Below are 15,851 nucleotides of genomic sequence, written 5' to 3' on the forward strand. Positions count from 1 at the left end.
GCAGGAGTGTCTTTCAATGGAGCTTGAAGAAATTTCCGGGAGCCTGGTCCGCGGCGACTCCGGCGCGGTAGAGAGCTTGACCCGGCGGGCTCTGGAAGAAGGATTTTCACCCCGGGTCATCCTGGAGGAGGGTTTGATTGCCGGGATGAATGTTGTCGGGATGAAATTCAGGAACAACGAGATTTTTTTCCCCGAAGTCCTTGTCTCAGCCCGCGCCATGAAAGCCGGGATGGCTCCCCTGGAACCCATTCTGAAAGCGTGTGGAATTGAACCCGTTGGAAAATGTGTTTTGGGAACGGTCAAAGGGGACATCCACGACATTGGCAAGAACCTGGTTGGCATCATGTGCAAAGGGGCCGGGTTCGACGTCATCGACCTCGGGGTGAATGTCACGCTTGACAAGTTCATCGCCGCGATACGCGCGCATCGGCCGGACATCCTGGGCATGTCTGCGCTGCTGACCACCACCATGGTTCAAATGAAGATCAACATCGAAGGCCTCCGGGCCGCCGGTCTTCTGGAGGGTATGAAGGTCATGGTGGGCGGAGCCCCGGTGACCCTGAGATTTGCGAATGAGATTGGGGCCCACGCCTATGGGAAAGATGCCGCTGAGGCGGCCGGAAAGGCCGCCGATCTGATGAAGAAATTGAAGACCGCCCCCTGAGGGAGTGACTATGAGTATCCCGGGAGCAGAGCGGTTCGGTATGCCTTCAGGCCCCGGCTTTCATCCGGGTAAAGGAGAGCGGATTTGAACAGCAAGGAGCGAGTCGCAGCGGCGATGCGTCACGAATTACCGGACCGAGTCCCGGTGATGTGCCAGTTGACGCTGGGCCACTATTTCCTCCACTGTGGTCTCCCGGAGATTGAGGTCTGGCATTCTACGGAGGCATTCGGAGAAGCTTTGATCACCATGCAGCGCCGGTACCATTTCGACGGCATTCTGGTCAATCTTCCCGGGCGCGATCCCCATTGGAGCTCCTACATCCGCCGCGTTGAAGAGTGCGCCGGAGAAAAGAAAATCCATTGGGCGAACGGATGTACGACGGTGTGCCCCCGCGACGACAACCCCCATGTTTATCGCGAGGATGGGGCCCAGTACTCTGTTCCCTTTGAAACAATCGAACCGGAGAAACTTTTCTATATCGAACCGCACGCAATGAACGGAATTACCTATCCCTCCTATTGGGGATTTCTCGACGAACCCGCCCGGGAGGAGGATTTTTTTCCACCCTGGCAGTTTGACACCATCGAATACATCCTGCAGCGTACGGGAGAGGAAGTTTCAATCCACAGCGAGATTTTTTCCCCATTCACCCAGTTCCTGGAATTGTTGAATTACACTCACGGCCTGATGGCCCTCGTGGATGATCCCGGGAAGGTCAAGGCTTGTCTGGAAGCGCTCACGCGGGGGACCATCGCCCTGGGGCGCGGGCAAGCGGCACGAGGGGTCGATGCTGTTTTGATATCGTCCGCTTTTGCAGGGGCCGGCTTCATCTCCCCCGATCATTATCGCGAATTTGTCCTGCCCTACGAGAAGAAAGTGATTGAAGGAATTCGTTCAGAGTTTGACGTGCCGGTCTACACGCACACCTGCGGACAGATCGGGGATCGACTGGAACTCATCCAGGCGACTGGCACCCTGGGCATTGACACCCTGGATCCGCCGCCTCTGGGCAATGTCGAACTGGCTGACGCCAAGGAGCGGATCGGCAGCCAACTTTTCATCAAGGGGAATCTGGATCCGGTCAACGTGGTGCTGAACGGCACACCTGAGACGGTTCTGGATGAGGCCAAGCACTGCCTCGAGGTGGCAGCTTCAGGCGGTGGTTACATTCTGAGCTCTGCTTGCTCCATCGCCCCGCATTCCCCGCCGGACAATATCCTGAAGCTGCATGAAGCAGTGGAGCGGTTCGGAAGGTACGATTGATTTGTTTCCATGCTCGACACAGATTATGTGGACAAGCCGCTCATGAAAACTGACATCCTGGAATCACTTCAGACTCAAATTCTACTTTCCGACGGCTCCATCGGCACGGAGTTGCAGAAGATGGGACTCGAACCGGGTGCCCTCGGAGAGTTATGGAACGTTGACCATCCTGAGAGGATCCAATCCCTCCACCGGGCTTATCTCGAAGCGGGCTCCCGCCTTCTGACCACCAACAGTTTCCGCGGAAATCGCCTGGCCTTGTCTCAATATGGTTTGGAGGCGCGGATCGACGAGCTCAATCGAGCGGCAGCCACCCTTGCCCGGGAAGCGGCCGCCGGCAGGGCTTGGGTCATGGGCAGCCTTGGGCCGTTCGGAGGTTTTCTCGAACCGCTCGGAGACACTCGCGCCGAGGAGGTCTTCGATGTATTCAGGGAGCAGGCCCGAGCCTTGCTCGGGGGGGGATCGGACCTCATTCTCATTGAGACCATGAGCTCGGCAGAAGAAATGGACCTGGCCATTCGCGCGGCCCGGGAAGCCGGGGCCGCAGTCGTTTTCGCGACGATGACATTCGCCAAGGTCCGGGATGGCTTTCGCACAATGATGGGGGTCTCCCCTCAACAGGCAGCGGAGGTGATGGACCATGCGGGCGCGGATGTGATTGGCTGTAACTGTGGGACGGCGCTCGAAATGGAAGATCATGAGCAGATTGTGCGCGCCTTGAGTGGCTTCACGTCGAAGCCAATCATTGTGCAGCCCAATGCGGGTCAGCCCGAGTTAGTGGGGACGGAGATTGTTTATCGACGGACTCCCGAAGGCATGGCCGTCAAAGTACCGGCTCTTATTCGAGCGGGCGCCAGGGTCGTGGGAGGATGCTGCGGGACCACGCCGGAACATATTCGATTATTCGATGAAGAGTTGAAGAAGTTGGGGGACAGCAGCACCGTTGGCCGGTAGCGGATTGGCCCCGGGCGTTAACACGAGGGCGCCAAATTCCTTTTCCTCGTTCTGCCACCCGCAGGCTGTCTAGTTCACCTCGACTGCTTTAACGAGCTCCTGACGCCCCCCGTGCATTGCGACGATGAAGAGCGAGCGCCGGGCGTCGTGGTCGGCGGCAAGCCGATAGGTCCCCGTGACGCCCTTCATCAGTTTGTGCTCCCGGATGATGCGATCCAAATAGGATTTCACGCCCTCGCGACTGTACCCGCCGAATTGAATGGCATCCCGAATCAGGTAGACCGCGTCGAAGGCAAAGGCATGCCCGTAATCCGGATCCTCGTGGGCGAATTCCTGCAAATCGTGGATGAATTTCATGGTCTGCTTATCTTCGGGGCGAGGGTAGAAAAACTCGGACATGCGGACCCCTTCAATCTCCGGGGGGGGCTCCTTGAGGGATGCGAGCGTGCTGAGCGCATCTCCTCCCAGGATCTCGGCTGGGATTTGTACCTCATGAATCTGACGGATGGTGTAAAGGGCAGCTTCCGCCCTTTGAAAGAGAACGAAGAGCTCCGGACCGTGATTCTTGAGTTGGAACAGCACGGATCGAATGAGCTCTTTGTCATCGGCTTGCAAGACATTTCGATGAGGAATACTCGAAACGATCTCGCCACCCAGTTCACGGACCCGCTTTTCAAAAAGCTGAGCAATGCCTCTTCCATAATCATCGCTCACATAGAAGACCACGATCCGCTTTTTCCCCCAGTCTTTGACGGCGTACTCCGCCAGGGCGGGGGCTTGTGCCGTGTCGGACAGACAGAGGCGGTATGTCCAGGATCCGACGTTCGTGATCGCCGGGTTCGACGCGATGGTCACAATCTGCGGGATTCCCTGGTGATTGTAGAAGGCGGCGGAGGAGAGAGTGGCCGCGCTGTCGCTGTGACCGATGACCGCGACGAGATCCTTGGTATCTGCAAAGATTTTTCCCAGGCGTAAGACACTCTGTGCGTCATAGGGACTGAGCGTTTTCCCTTTTTCGCCGACGAGCACAAGCGGGACGCCATTGATTCCTCCGGCGGCGTTAATCTGTTTCACGGCAAGCTCGAGGGCCGGATACTGTGTGTTGTTGACGACCGCACCGACCACCACCTGTCGGGGTCGGGAGGGACAGGAGACCGAACCTGCCGTCAGCGCCACCAGAAAGAAAACAATCAAGAATCGCTTCATAGGAATTGCCTTCAAGCCTCCAGCAGTTGGTGAATCACCCGGGAGTAGTTTCCCAGTTGAAATGGTTTGAGGATTTGAGGGACCTCCGAAAGGGACGAGAGTTCCCCTGTGGTGATGGCCACCACATCGCCCGACACAAAGGCAAACCGCTTTCGCAATTCCGGCCGATGCTGGCAAACCCACGTGTACAGTTGTACCCCGTCTATCTTCCCGGGCATCCGTACATCGGAAACAATGAGGTCCACCTGCTGGTTCTCCAGAACCTGAACGGCTTCTTCTCCCGTTTTGACTCCATGGGTCTTGAACCCCGCGCTCGTGAGAAACGAGGCCTGCAATTTAAGCAGCGCTTCCTCATCGTCCACGATCAGGACGGTCCCCTTGTCCTTCCCCCCTTTCGCGGGATAAGGGAGGGCTGGGGTCTCCACCTTTTGCACTTCAGGAGCACTGCCCACCGGCAAGGTGAGAAGAAAGCGAGCCCCCTGTTCCCAGTTTTCCGCGCGAATGGCCCCGCCGTGCTCCTTAACGATGCTATAGCACACACTGAGTCCCAGACCCGTCCCTTTGCCTACTTCCTTGGTGGTGTAGAACGGATCGAAGATGCGGCGGGGTTCACGGATTCCGGTCCCGTTATCGAGAAACTCCAGGCTGATGGTCCCGCCCAGGGCGCGGGTGCGGACCCAGATCTTCCCCTCCTGGCTCTTATCCTGGATGGCGTCGATCGCATTGTTCAGGATGTTGAAGACCACCTGTTGGATCTTCTGCGGATCGGCGTGGAGGATGGGGTCGGTGGGATCGAACTCTCGCACCAATTGAATATTCCTGCTTTGCAATTCGTAGTCGCGCAACTGAAGAACCTCTTCCACGACCTTGTTAATCCGGGTGGGAACCCGTTGAGGTTCCTGGCGACGGGCGACCTGAAGAAGGTTAGCAACAATCCGTCGGCACCGGTCCGCCTGGGAATAGATGTCCTCCATCACCTTGATCGTGCTGGGATCGGCCCCTCGGCTGGTCAACCTCATTTTTTCAAGTTCGGCGAAGCCGAGGATCACGGTGAGAGGGTTGTTCAGCTCGTGGGCCACTCCGCCCACCAGTTGACCCATGGCCGACATTTTTTCGGACTGAACAAACTGTGCCTGTAGATCGTTGAGCTGCCGCGTGCGCTCCTCGACCTTACGTTCCAATTCGGCATAATTCTCCGCCAGCGATTCGGCCATGAAATTGAACCCCAGGGCCAACTGTCCGATTTCATCGTCCCGGGCCCGTGGAGCGCGGGCCGTGAGGTCTCCCTTCCGTATATGGTCGGCCGCATCGAGGACCTGCTTTAAGGGGTGCAGGATGCGGTGTCGTAAAACCAGGGTGAACCCCACCAGCATCAGGAAGAACAGGGCGGCAAAAACGTAAAGGCTGACCACGCCCCCGCGGGCGGTCCGGTCCATCTGATCCGACATGGCCTGCAACTTCTGTACCTGGAGCGCATCCAGCGTTCCAAATTCCTTCGCGATATTGTCACCCAACGCCTCCACCTGCTGGATTCGAGCAATGGCTTCTGCTCGCTCGCCTCGATGTAACTGGGCATAAATCTGGGAGGAACACACCGCCAGCTCGGAATGCAGGTTCCGGATCCGCTCCACGGTCAAACGCTCCTCCTCTCCGAGGTCCAGCTTCACATATTGCATGATCATTTCGCCCAGCTGAAAATTGGTTTCATTGATGGCTTCGTTAAATCGGGGATCTAACTGACCCAACTGGTGATTGAGGAGATGGATTTCGCGTTCAATTCCCTGATGAAGGCGCAGGTTCAATGCAAAGGTTTCCTGGAGATTATGGGTTAATCGTGTCCTCTCTACAGAGAGTCTCGAGAAATGTTGGGTCAGACGGAAGGCAAAGACAATCGCCACCACGATGCTCAAGGAGAGCAGGATGACGAGCTGTCTGGTGACCTTCATCTTGAACATAGGCGGAAATCTCTGTCAAAACGATCCGGTCGAACCCGGATTATCCCGATACCATATTGATCGGTTTGTTTCTCAAAATCTTCACGGATTTCTAAATGAGAGAGGGGTTGGTGTGCGGATTTCGCTATCGTATTGCAACGGAAGGGCGCAACGCTGCGACACAGCGGGCCTGGACAGAAGTGCGGATCGCTCCGTGGTCTGAGTTCAGGAAGGAGGGCGGGTTCCTCGCTCCCTCAGGAGGAGAGCACCTCGATGTTGCTCGCGTTTATTTCACTTTGAGCTTCTCGCGCAGCCAGTCGTTCAACACCTTGAGCACGTCATCGTCTATCGAGGTGGTGGCCAGAGAAGTGTACTCGCTAAAGGACCCGGTTTTTGCGGGGAGGAACAAGTGATTAAGGCTTGGAAAGACGTGAACTGAGACATCCTTGTTGCCTGCTTCGCGTGCCGCTTTTTCCAGGGCCGCGGCCTGATCGGCGGTGACCTGCCGGTCGAGGGCCCCCTGTAGAATCAACACCGGCTGGCGCACCTTGCGAATCGTCGGCAAGGGATCATAAGTAAGGAAATTCTTGTACCAGGCATTCTTGACCGTGTCCGGCAGTTTCGAAATATCGCCGCCTTCGGCGATCGTCCGGAGCATCGCCTGTTGTTCTGCCAGACGCCTGGCCTTTTCCTCCTTCGTAAGCGTCGGATCGCGATCGAGCAGGTCTGCCGATTGATCGATGATAACTGCATCCCCGCGTTTGGCCGTGCCGGCCATGAGGACGATGGCTGCGAGGGCGGGATCGGTCGAGGCCACGAGCGGCGCGATAATGCCTCCCTCACTATGGCCGACGAGCGCGATTCGTTTGGGATCGATGTCGGGCCGGTTGCGGAGGTAGGCGACCTGGGCCCGCGTGTCGTCCGCGAAATCAAAGGTCGTCACAGTCAGAAGCGTCTCACGCCCCGAAGACTTTCCAATCCCCCTGTCGTCCACGCGCAGCACCGCAATGCCCTGGCTGGCGAGAGACTCGGCGATTTGACGGAAGGGACGGTACTTTTCAAGCCCCGGAATTGGGATGGGTTCGTCCCGCGTCTGCTGGCCCGATCCAGTAATGGTGACCACGGCTGGGAAGGGCGCCTTGCCATTCTTGGGCAACAGGAGTGTGCCGGCAAGGGTGATATCTCTCGACTTCACCGTTACGTCTTCCGCCGAAAAAGAAGCGTCGGGAGGAGCGGAATAATCGGGCTCAACAGCTCTAGCCGCCGCGGCCATGGCGGTCCGCAGCGGTTCGACAAAACCCAGATACTCTTCGCGGACCGCCACAAAGTTCTGCATCGGGACCGACATCACCGCGACGCGTCCTTTGGAATCGGTCCAGAAGAGTGTGCTGATTACACCGAATTGGAGATTGTACCGGTCAAAGGTTTCCGGCTTTGCCTGGGCCGTGATCCCCGTCGATTGGACCTCATCCTGGGCCAGTCGCTCCATCCTCATTTTCATGCTTGGGAAGATCGGAAGCTCCTGCGGTCCTCCTTGGCGCGTGTCATACCGTGCAGCGACGAACGGGAGTAAATAGAAAATGTTCGGTGCGATGAACGATGAGCCGGGAGTGTAGGGCACTTCCCGTTCGGAGCCACTGACTGAGAACTTGGCCGTCCCATTTCTCAGAATGAGAACCTGATCGGTGGGGGTCCCCGCTATGGTTCCTTTTGCAGTGAATTTCGAAGGGATCGCCGATTTGTCCAGCTCCAGTGTCGATTCGAGATCAACGGTGGCTCCTGGCACTCTCAGGTCCGTGTGCCCTTTGACGGAAAAACCTCCCTCCGCAGCGCAGGCGACCTCGAACGCCTCACGCCCCACCGGTTGCCCGTTCATGGTGAAGAGATAAACTCCTTTGCCGCACAGGGCAGAGGAGAGCAGGGAGGGTGCCGGGGGGAGCGCGGAGGTTTCCGGCTTGGCCGCCGCTTCTTTCGGAGTGGAAGACTTGCCGGGAGCGGCCGCTTGCTTTGAAAACAATAATTCGGGAATGAACAGGAGGATGACAAGGAAAATGGATACCGTTGATTTCATCTGACTCCTCACAATGGGATTATTTGCAGCTGGAAGATTGTCCGCGCAGGCGCTGTCTCCGGCGTGATGATGTGCTCTACACCGGGCACGAGGGTCGATCCATCGTATCTTACCACTGATGCGGTGTGCCGGAGTAAGCCAAACTCATGGGGGATCCGGAAATCGCGTGACGATCTCCTTCGGATGAGGTTTCATTCCGGAAGCGGAGATCTCTCTGAATCTGATACAATATCTGGTTTGACTGCGCCTTCTTCGTGCCCCATCGAGATCTTTGTTGCACGATCTCGCAGACAGATAGCCCAAAAGCGGTTTCTTGACGTGTGAAGTGGACTGAGTTCATGATGCGAAAGATTCTATTCACTTTAATCGCGCTCATACTTTTGGGAACAGTGGTCTTTGTCATCGATCTCTACTTTACCAATGGCAACATGCAGATGTTGGCCAGTAGCAATCCGGATGTCCGGATGGCCCTCGAGCAGATCGGAGTCACCGCTCCCCGCTGGGACACCTTGATTCTATCGGCCGAAAAGGAGGCGGCGATTCCAGCCCCAGTCCTGTGGGCGACTTGGAGCCGACTGGAGGAGTGGCCGGTATGGTCGCATCCGCTGCATGTCTCCGCGCGCTGGGTCGGTGACGCCGAATGGAAGCCCGGCTCGAAATTCGAGCAGAAGCTCAGTTTGGGGTTTCCCGTGGGGGAGGTGATTTCCCGGGAAGAAGTTGGATCGGTCAATAAGGGCCGGAGGGTTGTGTGGTCAAAGAACGAGGGTGGTATTAAATCCTGCCATATTTGGTCATTCGAGAGACAGCCCGATGGAACGACACGGGTCACCAACACCGAAGTGTTCCAGGGCAGGAAGATGGGTTGGATCCGCCCGCTGGTGGCGAGGCGGTGGCAGCGTATGTTTGCGGCAAGTGTGGAAGGTTTGGTTCAAACAGCCCAAAATCGAACTCGATAGAAACCGGTCAGTCATCGTTTCTCTTGGAAGGGAGCTATGGAAGAAAACGCCATGCAATCAGCGCCGGTCAGCTTGATGACCCTGGTGAGTTATCAGCCGGGCTCCATCGTGAGCCGGCAAATCGTCAAAAAAGATAAAGGGAATGTCACTCTGTTCGCCTTTGATGAAGGTCAAGCCTTGAGCGAGCACACGGCGCCCTTTGACGCCCTGGTGTACGTGCTCGAAGGGGAATCAGAAGTCACAATATCCGGAAAGCCTCACGTCTTGAAGTCCGGGGAAATTATTCTTATGCCGGCCGGTCAGCCCCATGCCGTGAGGGCTTTAAAACAATTCAAGATGGTGCTGACGATGATCCGTTCATAGGGGACACGGACGAACGCGGACGACACGGAGAGGGCAGGGTAAAAACCTTGCTTTCATCGTAAGCAGTGGCCAGACTGCTCTCGGCATGGTCAAGGACCTTTGTACAATCCTATGCCAGGGCCAAGGAAGGAGCTTATGGGGATTAGAATTGTTCAAGTGGACGCATTTACCGACAAACCATTTGCTGGAAACCCTGCGGCCGTATGTGTGCTTTCCCAACGGCGGGACGACCGCTGGTTGCAGGATGTGGCCCGGGAGATGAACCTCTCCGAAACCTCATTCTTATGGAAGAGGGAAGACGGGTATGATCTGCGATGGTTTACTCCGGCGGCCGAAGTGGATCTGTGCGGTCATGCCACTGTGGCGGGCGCTCATGTGTTGTGGGAGGATGGACATCTGCCCCAAGGAGTCCAAGCGCGCTTTCATACGCGGAGCGGATTGTTGACGGCTGATCGCGTTGGGGAGTGGATTGAGCTTGATTTTCCTGCAAAAGCGGAAGAGCCGGCAGAGACGCCCCCTGGGCTCCAGGAAGCCCTGGGTGTCGTCCCGAAGTACGTGGGGAGAAACCAGTTTGACTACCTCGTGGAACTGGGTTCAGAGGCGGCGGTCCGGGGCCTGAAGCCGAATTTTACACAACTCGGAACCCTTCCTGTCCGGGGAGTCATTGTGACGACTCGATCCGAATCACATCAGTTCGATTTTGTGTCCCGGTTTTTTGCTCCGGCCGTCGGCATCAATGAAGACCCGGTCACCGGTTCAGCCCACTGCTGTCTCGGACCCTTCTGGTCGAATCGACTAAAGAAGAAAGAAATGCTGGCCTATCAAGCCTCCGCCCGCGGCGGGGTGATTCGAGTCCGCGTCGATGGAGACCGGGTTCATCTGGGCGGTCAGGCGGTGACGGTTTTGCGCGGAGAGCTGGCTGTATCCTAGCCTTTGAAAAGTTCCTCGACCTGCTCCTTGTCCACGTCCATCACATAACGGATCCCGCTGATGGTAGCGGCTTCCGGGGTCAGGGCGGCAAGATCATCGCGCGTTAGATATTCCGTGGAAAACTTCCGGCTTCCCGCCATCAGTTGCCGCAACCCCTGGGCCAACCGCTCGTAGTAGGTATACAGCCCGAGAGCGCCGGTGGGCAGAGTTTCGAACACTTCATCCCCCAGCTCCTGCCTGAGGGCTGTGGCGGTGACAAAGATTTCATCCCGCGTGTCGCCAAAGCGCTCCACGTAGACGGGCAACTGATTCTCTTCGATGGCCCGTCCGATGGTCTTTCCGACCATGGCGGCCGCGATGGGGGCCCGAGCCATCCCCACAAGCTTGACAAAGGGTGCGCCCAGCGCGAGTCCCTTGAAGATCTGATCTTCGAACGTGAATCCTCCGGCAACGGCAAGCGCGGGAACATATCGCCCCTCCCCGGCCAGCCGTTTGGCGTACTGGTACAGCAGGGAATGCAACTCTACGGGAGGTACGCCCCATTCGTTCATCATTCGCCAGGGGCTCATCCCTGTGCCGCCGCCGGCGCCATCGACGGTGAGGAGGTCAATCTTGTACTTGGAGGCATACACGATGGCGCGAGCCAGGTCGACAGGACGGTAAGCTCCGGTCTTCAGGAAAACATACTTGGCACCCGCCCGGCGAAGCTCTTCAACTCTCCGAGCAAAAGACTCTTCGGTGACCATGCCCACACGGGAGTGGCGCTCGAATTCCTTGAAGGCACCGCGTTCAAAAGCCTTGATAACGAGGGGGTCGGTGGGGTCGGGCAGGACAATGTACCCGCGGTCGAAAAGCACCTGGGCCTTCTTCAGATTATTGATTTTGACCTCGCCCCCGATGTCCTTCGCCCCCTGTCCCCACTTCATCTCGACGCATTCCACGCCCAGCTGTTCGATGGCGTATTCATGCACCCCCAGGCGGGTGTCTTCAATGTTGGATTGGACGATGATGGCGCCGTACCCCTTGCGCTGGTAATCTTTGTAGAGTCTCACACGGCGCTTCAGGTCGACCGTGTCGACGACCTTCCCATCCTTAAACTGTGCTTCCGGGTCCATCCCCGCCACGTTTTCACCAATCGTCAGCCCGGTCCCGGCCAGCGCCGAGCCGATGGCAAGCCCCTCCCAGTTATTCTTGGCGATGTTGGTTGAGCCGATCCCGGGGATGATCCAGGGTAGATGGAATTTTATTCCCTGATCGTGGCCGATGGCCACGTCCAGGTTCACCTTGGGAAAGATCGCCTTGTCGCTATCGGCCTCGATGCCGTGTGCGCCGGCGGCGGTGCCCATGATGTTGAAGTGGGAATAGTCCACCGGGTAAGATTTCTCGCCCGCCGTGGTGATCACCCCAAACGGCTGTGGATAACTCACCTCGTGGCCGCGATAGGCCGACTTGCCAATCTCGCACATTCCAATGCAGCCGTCCACGCAGGTCACGCACATTCCGGAGGCGGGAACAATGGAGCCCTCGGTCCGGTTCTTGGTCAAGGTTGCCGCTGAGGCGTTGATTTTTGAAAGTGACATAGTGCTGCTCTCCTTTGGTCTTCTTAATCTTTTCCGATTTCGCATGCCACACAAGGCTTCATGTAGCACATCATGTCGTCATAGGGTTCCTTCTCGAGGCAGGGCGGACTGAGATTGGCACAGCCGCCACAGATGGCTTTTTCCGGCTCCGTGTAAGTGCACCGGAGCTGGCAGGCGGGGCAGACATACATGCAGCCGCCGCAGAGGCGGCACACGTCCGATTGGACATCGAAGGGTGTTCCGATGCTTCGATGTTCCCCTCGTCCACGGAAACCGATGGCCTTGGCCATCATCTGTTCCTCGCACATGCGGACACACAGACCGCACAGGATGCAGGTGTCGTACTCTTGCTTGAACCTTTGCTGGCGGACTTCGTAAGCGGAGGCCAGGTCCTGGATCGTCTTGGACTGCGGGCAGGAGGCCAGCAGGAGCTCCAGGATCATCTTGCGTGCTCTCATGACCCGCGAGGAGGCGGTGCGGACTTTGAGCCCTTCCTCGGCGGGATAAGTGCACGAGGACACCAGCCTTGCTTTGGGGTTCTCCCCAATCTCAACCACGCAAAGGCGGCACGCGCCGTATGGCGTCAGCCCGTCCATGTGGCACAGAGTCGGGATAGGAAAGCCCAGGAACCGGGCCGCTTCGAGGAGCGTCGTGCCTTTCTCGACGGACAGCTTCAGTCCATTGATGGTCAACTCAATCATACGGTTTTCACTCCTGCCGTTGCCAACTCGGGCTCACTCGCGCCGGGCCCGGTGAACTCCAGATCACATCGAAGGCAGCGTTTGGCCTCGCGCCGGGCGTCTTCTTCCAGCAGAGGCAACTCCACTTCGGAGAAGCTTTGCGTGCGGAGTTCGATGGGAAGGGTGGGGGGCTCGGCGCGACGAAGTTCGCCCGCTTCCTCCTCCGAGATTCCGCAAGGCTCCACATAAACCTGAGGCACCCGAACTGGCTCGGAGGGTTTCATTTCATCGCCCCGGAGATAGCGGCCGATCCTCACGGCAGCCTTTTTTCCCGCGGCGATCGCATCGACGACCGTGTTCGGTCCGGTCACCACGTCGCCGCCGGCAAACACACCCGCCCGGGAGGTTGCCAGGGTATCCGGATCGGTTCGCAAGGTTCCTCGCTCGTTGATCTCGATACCCATGGAGGTGATGTACTCGATGTCGGGCTCATCGCCGATGGTGATGATCAATGTATCCAGGAGACGCAAGAACTCGGTCCCGTGAATCGGATTGGGCTGACGGCGGCCGCTCGAATCCCTTGTCCCCAGCTCGTTCCGAACACATTGAATGCCGGTCAGGTGGCCGTCCCTGGACTCGATCTTGACGGGGGTGACCAGGGTTTCCAGTTGGATGCCCTCTTCGATCGCCAGGTCGACTTCTTCTATCAAAGCAGGCATATCGTGCCGCTGACGGCGATAGAAGAGGGTGACGCTCGCGACCCCTTCCTGTCGCAAAGCCACGCGGGCCGCATCGACTGCCGAGTTGCCGCCTCCAATAATTCCCACGTGTCCCTTGGCCAGTTTCTTCCCTTGCAGGTTAAACTCCTTGAGGAATTGGATGGCGGGATAGACCCCTTCGAGATCCTCACCCTCGATATTCAGCCGCCGGCTCCTATGGGCGCCCAAGGCCAGGAAGACCGCCTTGTACCCTTGCTCAAACAGGGTGTCGACCGTGAAGTCGCGACCCAGGGCCGTGTTGCACTTGAGGGTTATTTTTTCGTCGAGCAAAGACTCAATCTCACGCTGCAGCACATCCCGGCGCAGACGATAGGCCGGAATTCCACTCGTGAGCATTCCGCCCGGTTCCTTATCCGCTTCAAACACGGTCACCCTGAAACCGTCGAGGGAAAGGTAGTGGGCGGCAGTCAATCCAGCCGGGCCGGAGCCCACCACCGCCACAGGAGGACTGTCCGGCGAAACCGGGACGTGCGGCTGAGCCTTGAAAACGGAGGGATCCATATGGTCGGTGATAAACCGTTTGAGCGCGCGGATGGCCACCGGACGATTCCCGCTGGTCCCAAGCCGGCATCTCGATTCGCACTTGTGATCGCACACCCTCGCGCACACCGAGGGGAATGGATTGGTCTCTCGAATGACCCGATAGGCTTCTTCATATTCCCCGCGAGCCAGATGGGCCACGTATCGCCACGCCTCGGTACCCAGGGGACAGGCCGACTGGCATGGTGCGCCGACCAGATCTTTACAGACAAAGGCGCTGCATCGTTTCTCCCGGATATGGTGCTCGTATTCTTGCCGGAAATACCGCAGGGTGCTCAAGACCGGATTGGCAGCGGTCTGTCCGAGGCCGCACATCGTGGTGTCCTTCACCACCGTCGCCAATTCTTCGAGCAGCTCGAGCTGTGAAGCCGTTCCTTTCCCCCGGGTGATATCGTCGAGGATCTCCCACATCCTCTGTGTGCCCTTTCGGCACGTAAAACACTTGCCGCAGGACTCGTCCTTGAGAAAATTCATGAAATACTTGGCGACATCCACCATACAGGTGTTCTCATCCATCACGATCATCCCGCCGGATCCCATGATCGACCCGGCGCGGGCCAGGCTCTGGTAGTCGATGGGGAGGTCAAACATTTTGGCGGGAATGCAACCGCCGGATGGGCCGCCGGTTTGAACGGCCTTGATCCGGCTCGGGCCCGCGGGTCCACCCCCAATGGTATTGACGATTTCATTGATGGTGATTCCCATCGGGACTTCGACCAGGCCGGTATTTCGAACTTTTCCGACCAGGCTGAAGATCTTTGTCCCGGTGTTCTGAAGGGTGCCAATCTTTGCGAACTCGTCCGCCCCCTGGATGAAGATGGCGGGGACATTCGCCCACGTCTCAACGTTGTTGATAGCGGTCGGTTTGCCGTCGATCCCTTTTTGCACGGGATAGGGAGGCCGCTGGCGAGGTTCTCCCATCTTTCCCTCGACGGACCGGATGAGGGCGGTCTCCTCGCCGCACACAAAAGCTCCAGCCCCCTTGACCATCTGGATGTCAAACGAGAATCCAGTTCCCAGGATATCGCGGCCGAGCAACCCGAGTTCGTTCGCCTGTCGGAGCGCAATAACAAGGTGTTTGACTGCGAGCGGGTACTCATTGCGTACGTAAATGACGCCTGAAGTGGCTCCGGTGCCGTAGGCGCCAATCAGCATTCCTTCGATGATACTGTGGGGATTGCCTTCCAGCACGCTGCGGTCCATATAGGCGCCGGGATCGCCCTCGTCGCCGTTGCACACCAGGAATTTTCCACGGCCGTTCCGCTGCTCTGCCAGCATCTCCCATTTCTGCCCGGTGAGAAAGCCGGCGCCCCCACGGCCGCGCAGGCCGGACGCCTTGACTTGCTCGATGACCCAGATAGGATTTTGCCGGGCCAGCACATCCATCAGTGCGGAATAGCCGCCGTTTTCGATGTAGTCATGGATGCGAATCGGATCGACCTTCTCATTCCCGCGAAGGATGGTCCGCGTCTGCCGGGCGAAGAACGGGATGTCATCCTGCTTTTCAAGGATCGCCCCGGTTTCGGGATCCACGTAGAGCAGGTCCCGAAGCACCTGTCCCCGAGCGACAGCCTCGACGATTTGGCTCATCTCCTTCACGCCGACACGGGGATAAAAGGTGCCGTGCGGCTGAATGACGACGAGCGGCTCCATCTGACAGAATCCCTGGCAGCCCGTGATGCGCAGGCGGATCTTGTCGGTCAGTCTTCGGGACAGTAATTCCCGCTTGGAAACGCGAATCAAATCATTCGCGCCGCTGGCCTGCCCGCATGTGCCCGCTGAAATCACGATGATGGGAATATCGGGATTGACATCGGACAGGATACGACGCTGCAGCGCCCTGAATTCATCAATCGATTTTAATCTTTCCATGAAGGTTTCCTGTTTTCCTGCCGTCTCGCCTTGCGCGCCCTCGTGCCCGGATTTTCACG

General features: G+C 57.9%; 12 protein-coding genes. 6 read left to right on the forward strand and 6 right to left on the reverse strand.

Features of this window, described 5'->3' with window-relative positions; genetic code table 11:
• Positions 1–16: 16 nt before the first annotated feature.
• The 3 genes from LAO21_16630 (at position 17) to LAO21_16640 (ending at position 2,881) form a co-directional block, all read left to right on the forward strand.
• Positions 17–664 (forward strand): corrinoid protein, encoded by a 648-nt coding sequence (locus LAO21_16630; protein MBZ5554346.1) that lies wholly within the window; start codon positions 17–19, stop codon positions 662–664.
• Positions 665–748: 84 nt separating this feature from the next.
• Positions 749–1,927, forward strand: a complete 1,179-nt coding sequence (locus tag LAO21_16635; protein ID MBZ5554347.1) for a uroporphyrinogen decarboxylase family protein — start codon at positions 749–751, stop codon at positions 1,925–1,927.
• 9 nt (positions 1,928–1,936) lie between these two features.
• Entirely contained in the window at positions 1,937–2,881 is a 945-nt protein-coding gene (locus tag LAO21_16640; protein MBZ5554348.1) for a homocysteine S-methyltransferase family protein, read from the forward strand.
• 69 nt (positions 2,882–2,950) lie between these two features.
• Here LAO21_16640 and LAO21_16645 read toward each other — a convergent pair whose 3' ends face one another.
• From LAO21_16645 to LAO21_16655, 3 genes are all read right to left on the reverse strand, one after another.
• Complete coding sequence (locus tag LAO21_16645) at positions 2,951–4,087, reverse strand: ABC transporter substrate-binding protein (GenBank protein MBZ5554349.1); 1,137 nt, start codon at positions 4,085–4,087, stop codon at positions 2,951–2,953.
• A gap of 11 nt (positions 4,088–4,098) precedes the next feature.
• Positions 4,099–6,033, reverse strand: coding sequence for a response regulator (locus LAO21_16650; GenBank protein ID MBZ5554350.1), 1,935 nt, complete (start codon positions 6,031–6,033; stop codon positions 4,099–4,101).
• 274 nt (positions 6,034–6,307) lie between these two features.
• Positions 6,308–8,092 carry an alpha/beta fold hydrolase gene (locus tag LAO21_16655; protein MBZ5554351.1) on the reverse strand — a complete coding sequence of 595 codons (1,785 nt, stop codon included), beginning with the start codon at positions 8,090–8,092 and terminating at the stop codon, positions 6,308–6,310.
• 338 nt (positions 8,093–8,430) lie between these two features.
• Here LAO21_16655 and LAO21_16660 point away from each other — a divergent pair, with 338 nt between their 5' ends.
• From LAO21_16660 to LAO21_16670, 3 genes are all read left to right on the forward strand, one after another.
• Positions 8,431–9,048 (forward strand): SRPBCC family protein, encoded by a 618-nt coding sequence (locus tag LAO21_16660; protein ID MBZ5554352.1) that lies wholly within the window; start codon positions 8,431–8,433, stop codon positions 9,046–9,048.
• A gap of 51 nt (positions 9,049–9,099) precedes the next feature.
• The gene (locus LAO21_16665) at positions 9,100–9,411 is read left to right on the forward strand and encodes a cupin domain-containing protein (GenBank protein MBZ5554353.1); all 312 of its coding nucleotides are present in this window, start codon (positions 9,100–9,102) and stop codon (positions 9,409–9,411) included.
• A gap of 135 nt (positions 9,412–9,546) precedes the next feature.
• Positions 9,547–10,341 carry a PhzF family phenazine biosynthesis protein gene (locus tag LAO21_16670; GenBank protein MBZ5554354.1) on the forward strand — a complete coding sequence of 265 codons (795 nt, stop codon included), beginning with the start codon at positions 9,547–9,549 and terminating at the stop codon, positions 10,339–10,341.
• Here LAO21_16670 and LAO21_16675 read toward each other — a convergent pair.
• From LAO21_16675 to LAO21_16685, 3 genes are read right to left on the reverse strand one after another with little or no spacing between them, the layout of a single operon-like run.
• Positions 10,338–11,921, reverse strand: a complete 1,584-nt coding sequence (locus LAO21_16675) for an FMN-binding glutamate synthase family protein (GenBank protein ID MBZ5554355.1) — start codon at positions 11,919–11,921, stop codon at positions 10,338–10,340. The genes LAO21_16670 and LAO21_16675 overlap by 4 nt on opposite strands.
• Positions 11,922–11,944: 23 nt before the next feature.
• The gene (locus tag LAO21_16680) at positions 11,945–12,622 is read right to left on the reverse strand and encodes a (2Fe-2S)-binding protein (protein MBZ5554356.1); all 678 of its coding nucleotides are present in this window, start codon (positions 12,620–12,622) and stop codon (positions 11,945–11,947) included.
• Entirely contained in the window at positions 12,619–15,792 is a 3,174-nt protein-coding gene (locus LAO21_16685; protein MBZ5554357.1) for an FAD-dependent oxidoreductase, read from the reverse strand. Before LAO21_16685 ends, LAO21_16680 begins: the two co-directional genes overlap by 4 nt.
• Positions 15,793–15,851 lie beyond the last annotated feature (59 nt).

It is taken from the genome of Terriglobia bacterium, assembly GCA_020073085.1.
In the GTDB taxonomy this organism is placed as follows: domain Bacteria; phylum Acidobacteriota; class Terriglobia; order JAIQFV01; family JAIQFV01; genus JAIQFV01.

Bases quoted from the DNA above. Each gene is read 5' to 3' on its own strand.
- LAO21_16630 (MBZ5554346.1), top strand. From the start codon at position 17: ATGGAGCTTGAAGAAATTTCCGGGAGCCTGGTCCGCGGCGACTCCGGC.
- LAO21_16640 (MBZ5554348.1), top strand. From the start codon at position 1,937: ATGCTCGACACAGATTATGTGGACAAGCCGCTCATGAAAACTGACATC.
- LAO21_16645 (MBZ5554349.1), bottom strand. From the start codon at position 4,087: ATGAAGCGATTCTTGATTGTTTTCTTTCTGGTGGCGCTGACGGCAGGT.
- LAO21_16650 (MBZ5554350.1), bottom strand. From the start codon at position 6,033: ATGAAGGTCACCAGACAGCTCGTCATCCTGCTCTCCTTGAGCATCGTG.
- LAO21_16655 (MBZ5554351.1), bottom strand. From the start codon at position 8,092: ATGAAATCAACGGTATCCATTTTCCTTGTCATCCTCCTGTTCATTCCC.
- LAO21_16660 (MBZ5554352.1), top strand. From the start codon at position 8,431: ATGATGCGAAAGATTCTATTCACTTTAATCGCGCTCATACTTTTGGGA.
- LAO21_16665 (MBZ5554353.1), top strand. From the start codon at position 9,100: ATGCAATCAGCGCCGGTCAGCTTGATGACCCTGGTGAGTTATCAGCCG.
- LAO21_16670 (MBZ5554354.1), top strand. From the start codon at position 9,547: ATGGGGATTAGAATTGTTCAAGTGGACGCATTTACCGACAAACCATTT.
- LAO21_16675 (MBZ5554355.1), bottom strand. From the start codon at position 11,921: ATGTCACTTTCAAAAATCAACGCCTCAGCGGCAACCTTGACCAAGAAC.
- LAO21_16680 (MBZ5554356.1), bottom strand. From the start codon at position 12,622: ATGATTGAGTTGACCATCAATGGACTGAAGCTGTCCGTCGAGAAAGGC.
- LAO21_16685 (MBZ5554357.1), bottom strand. From the start codon at position 15,792: ATGGAAAGATTAAAATCGATTGATGAATTCAGGGCGCTGCAGCGTCGT.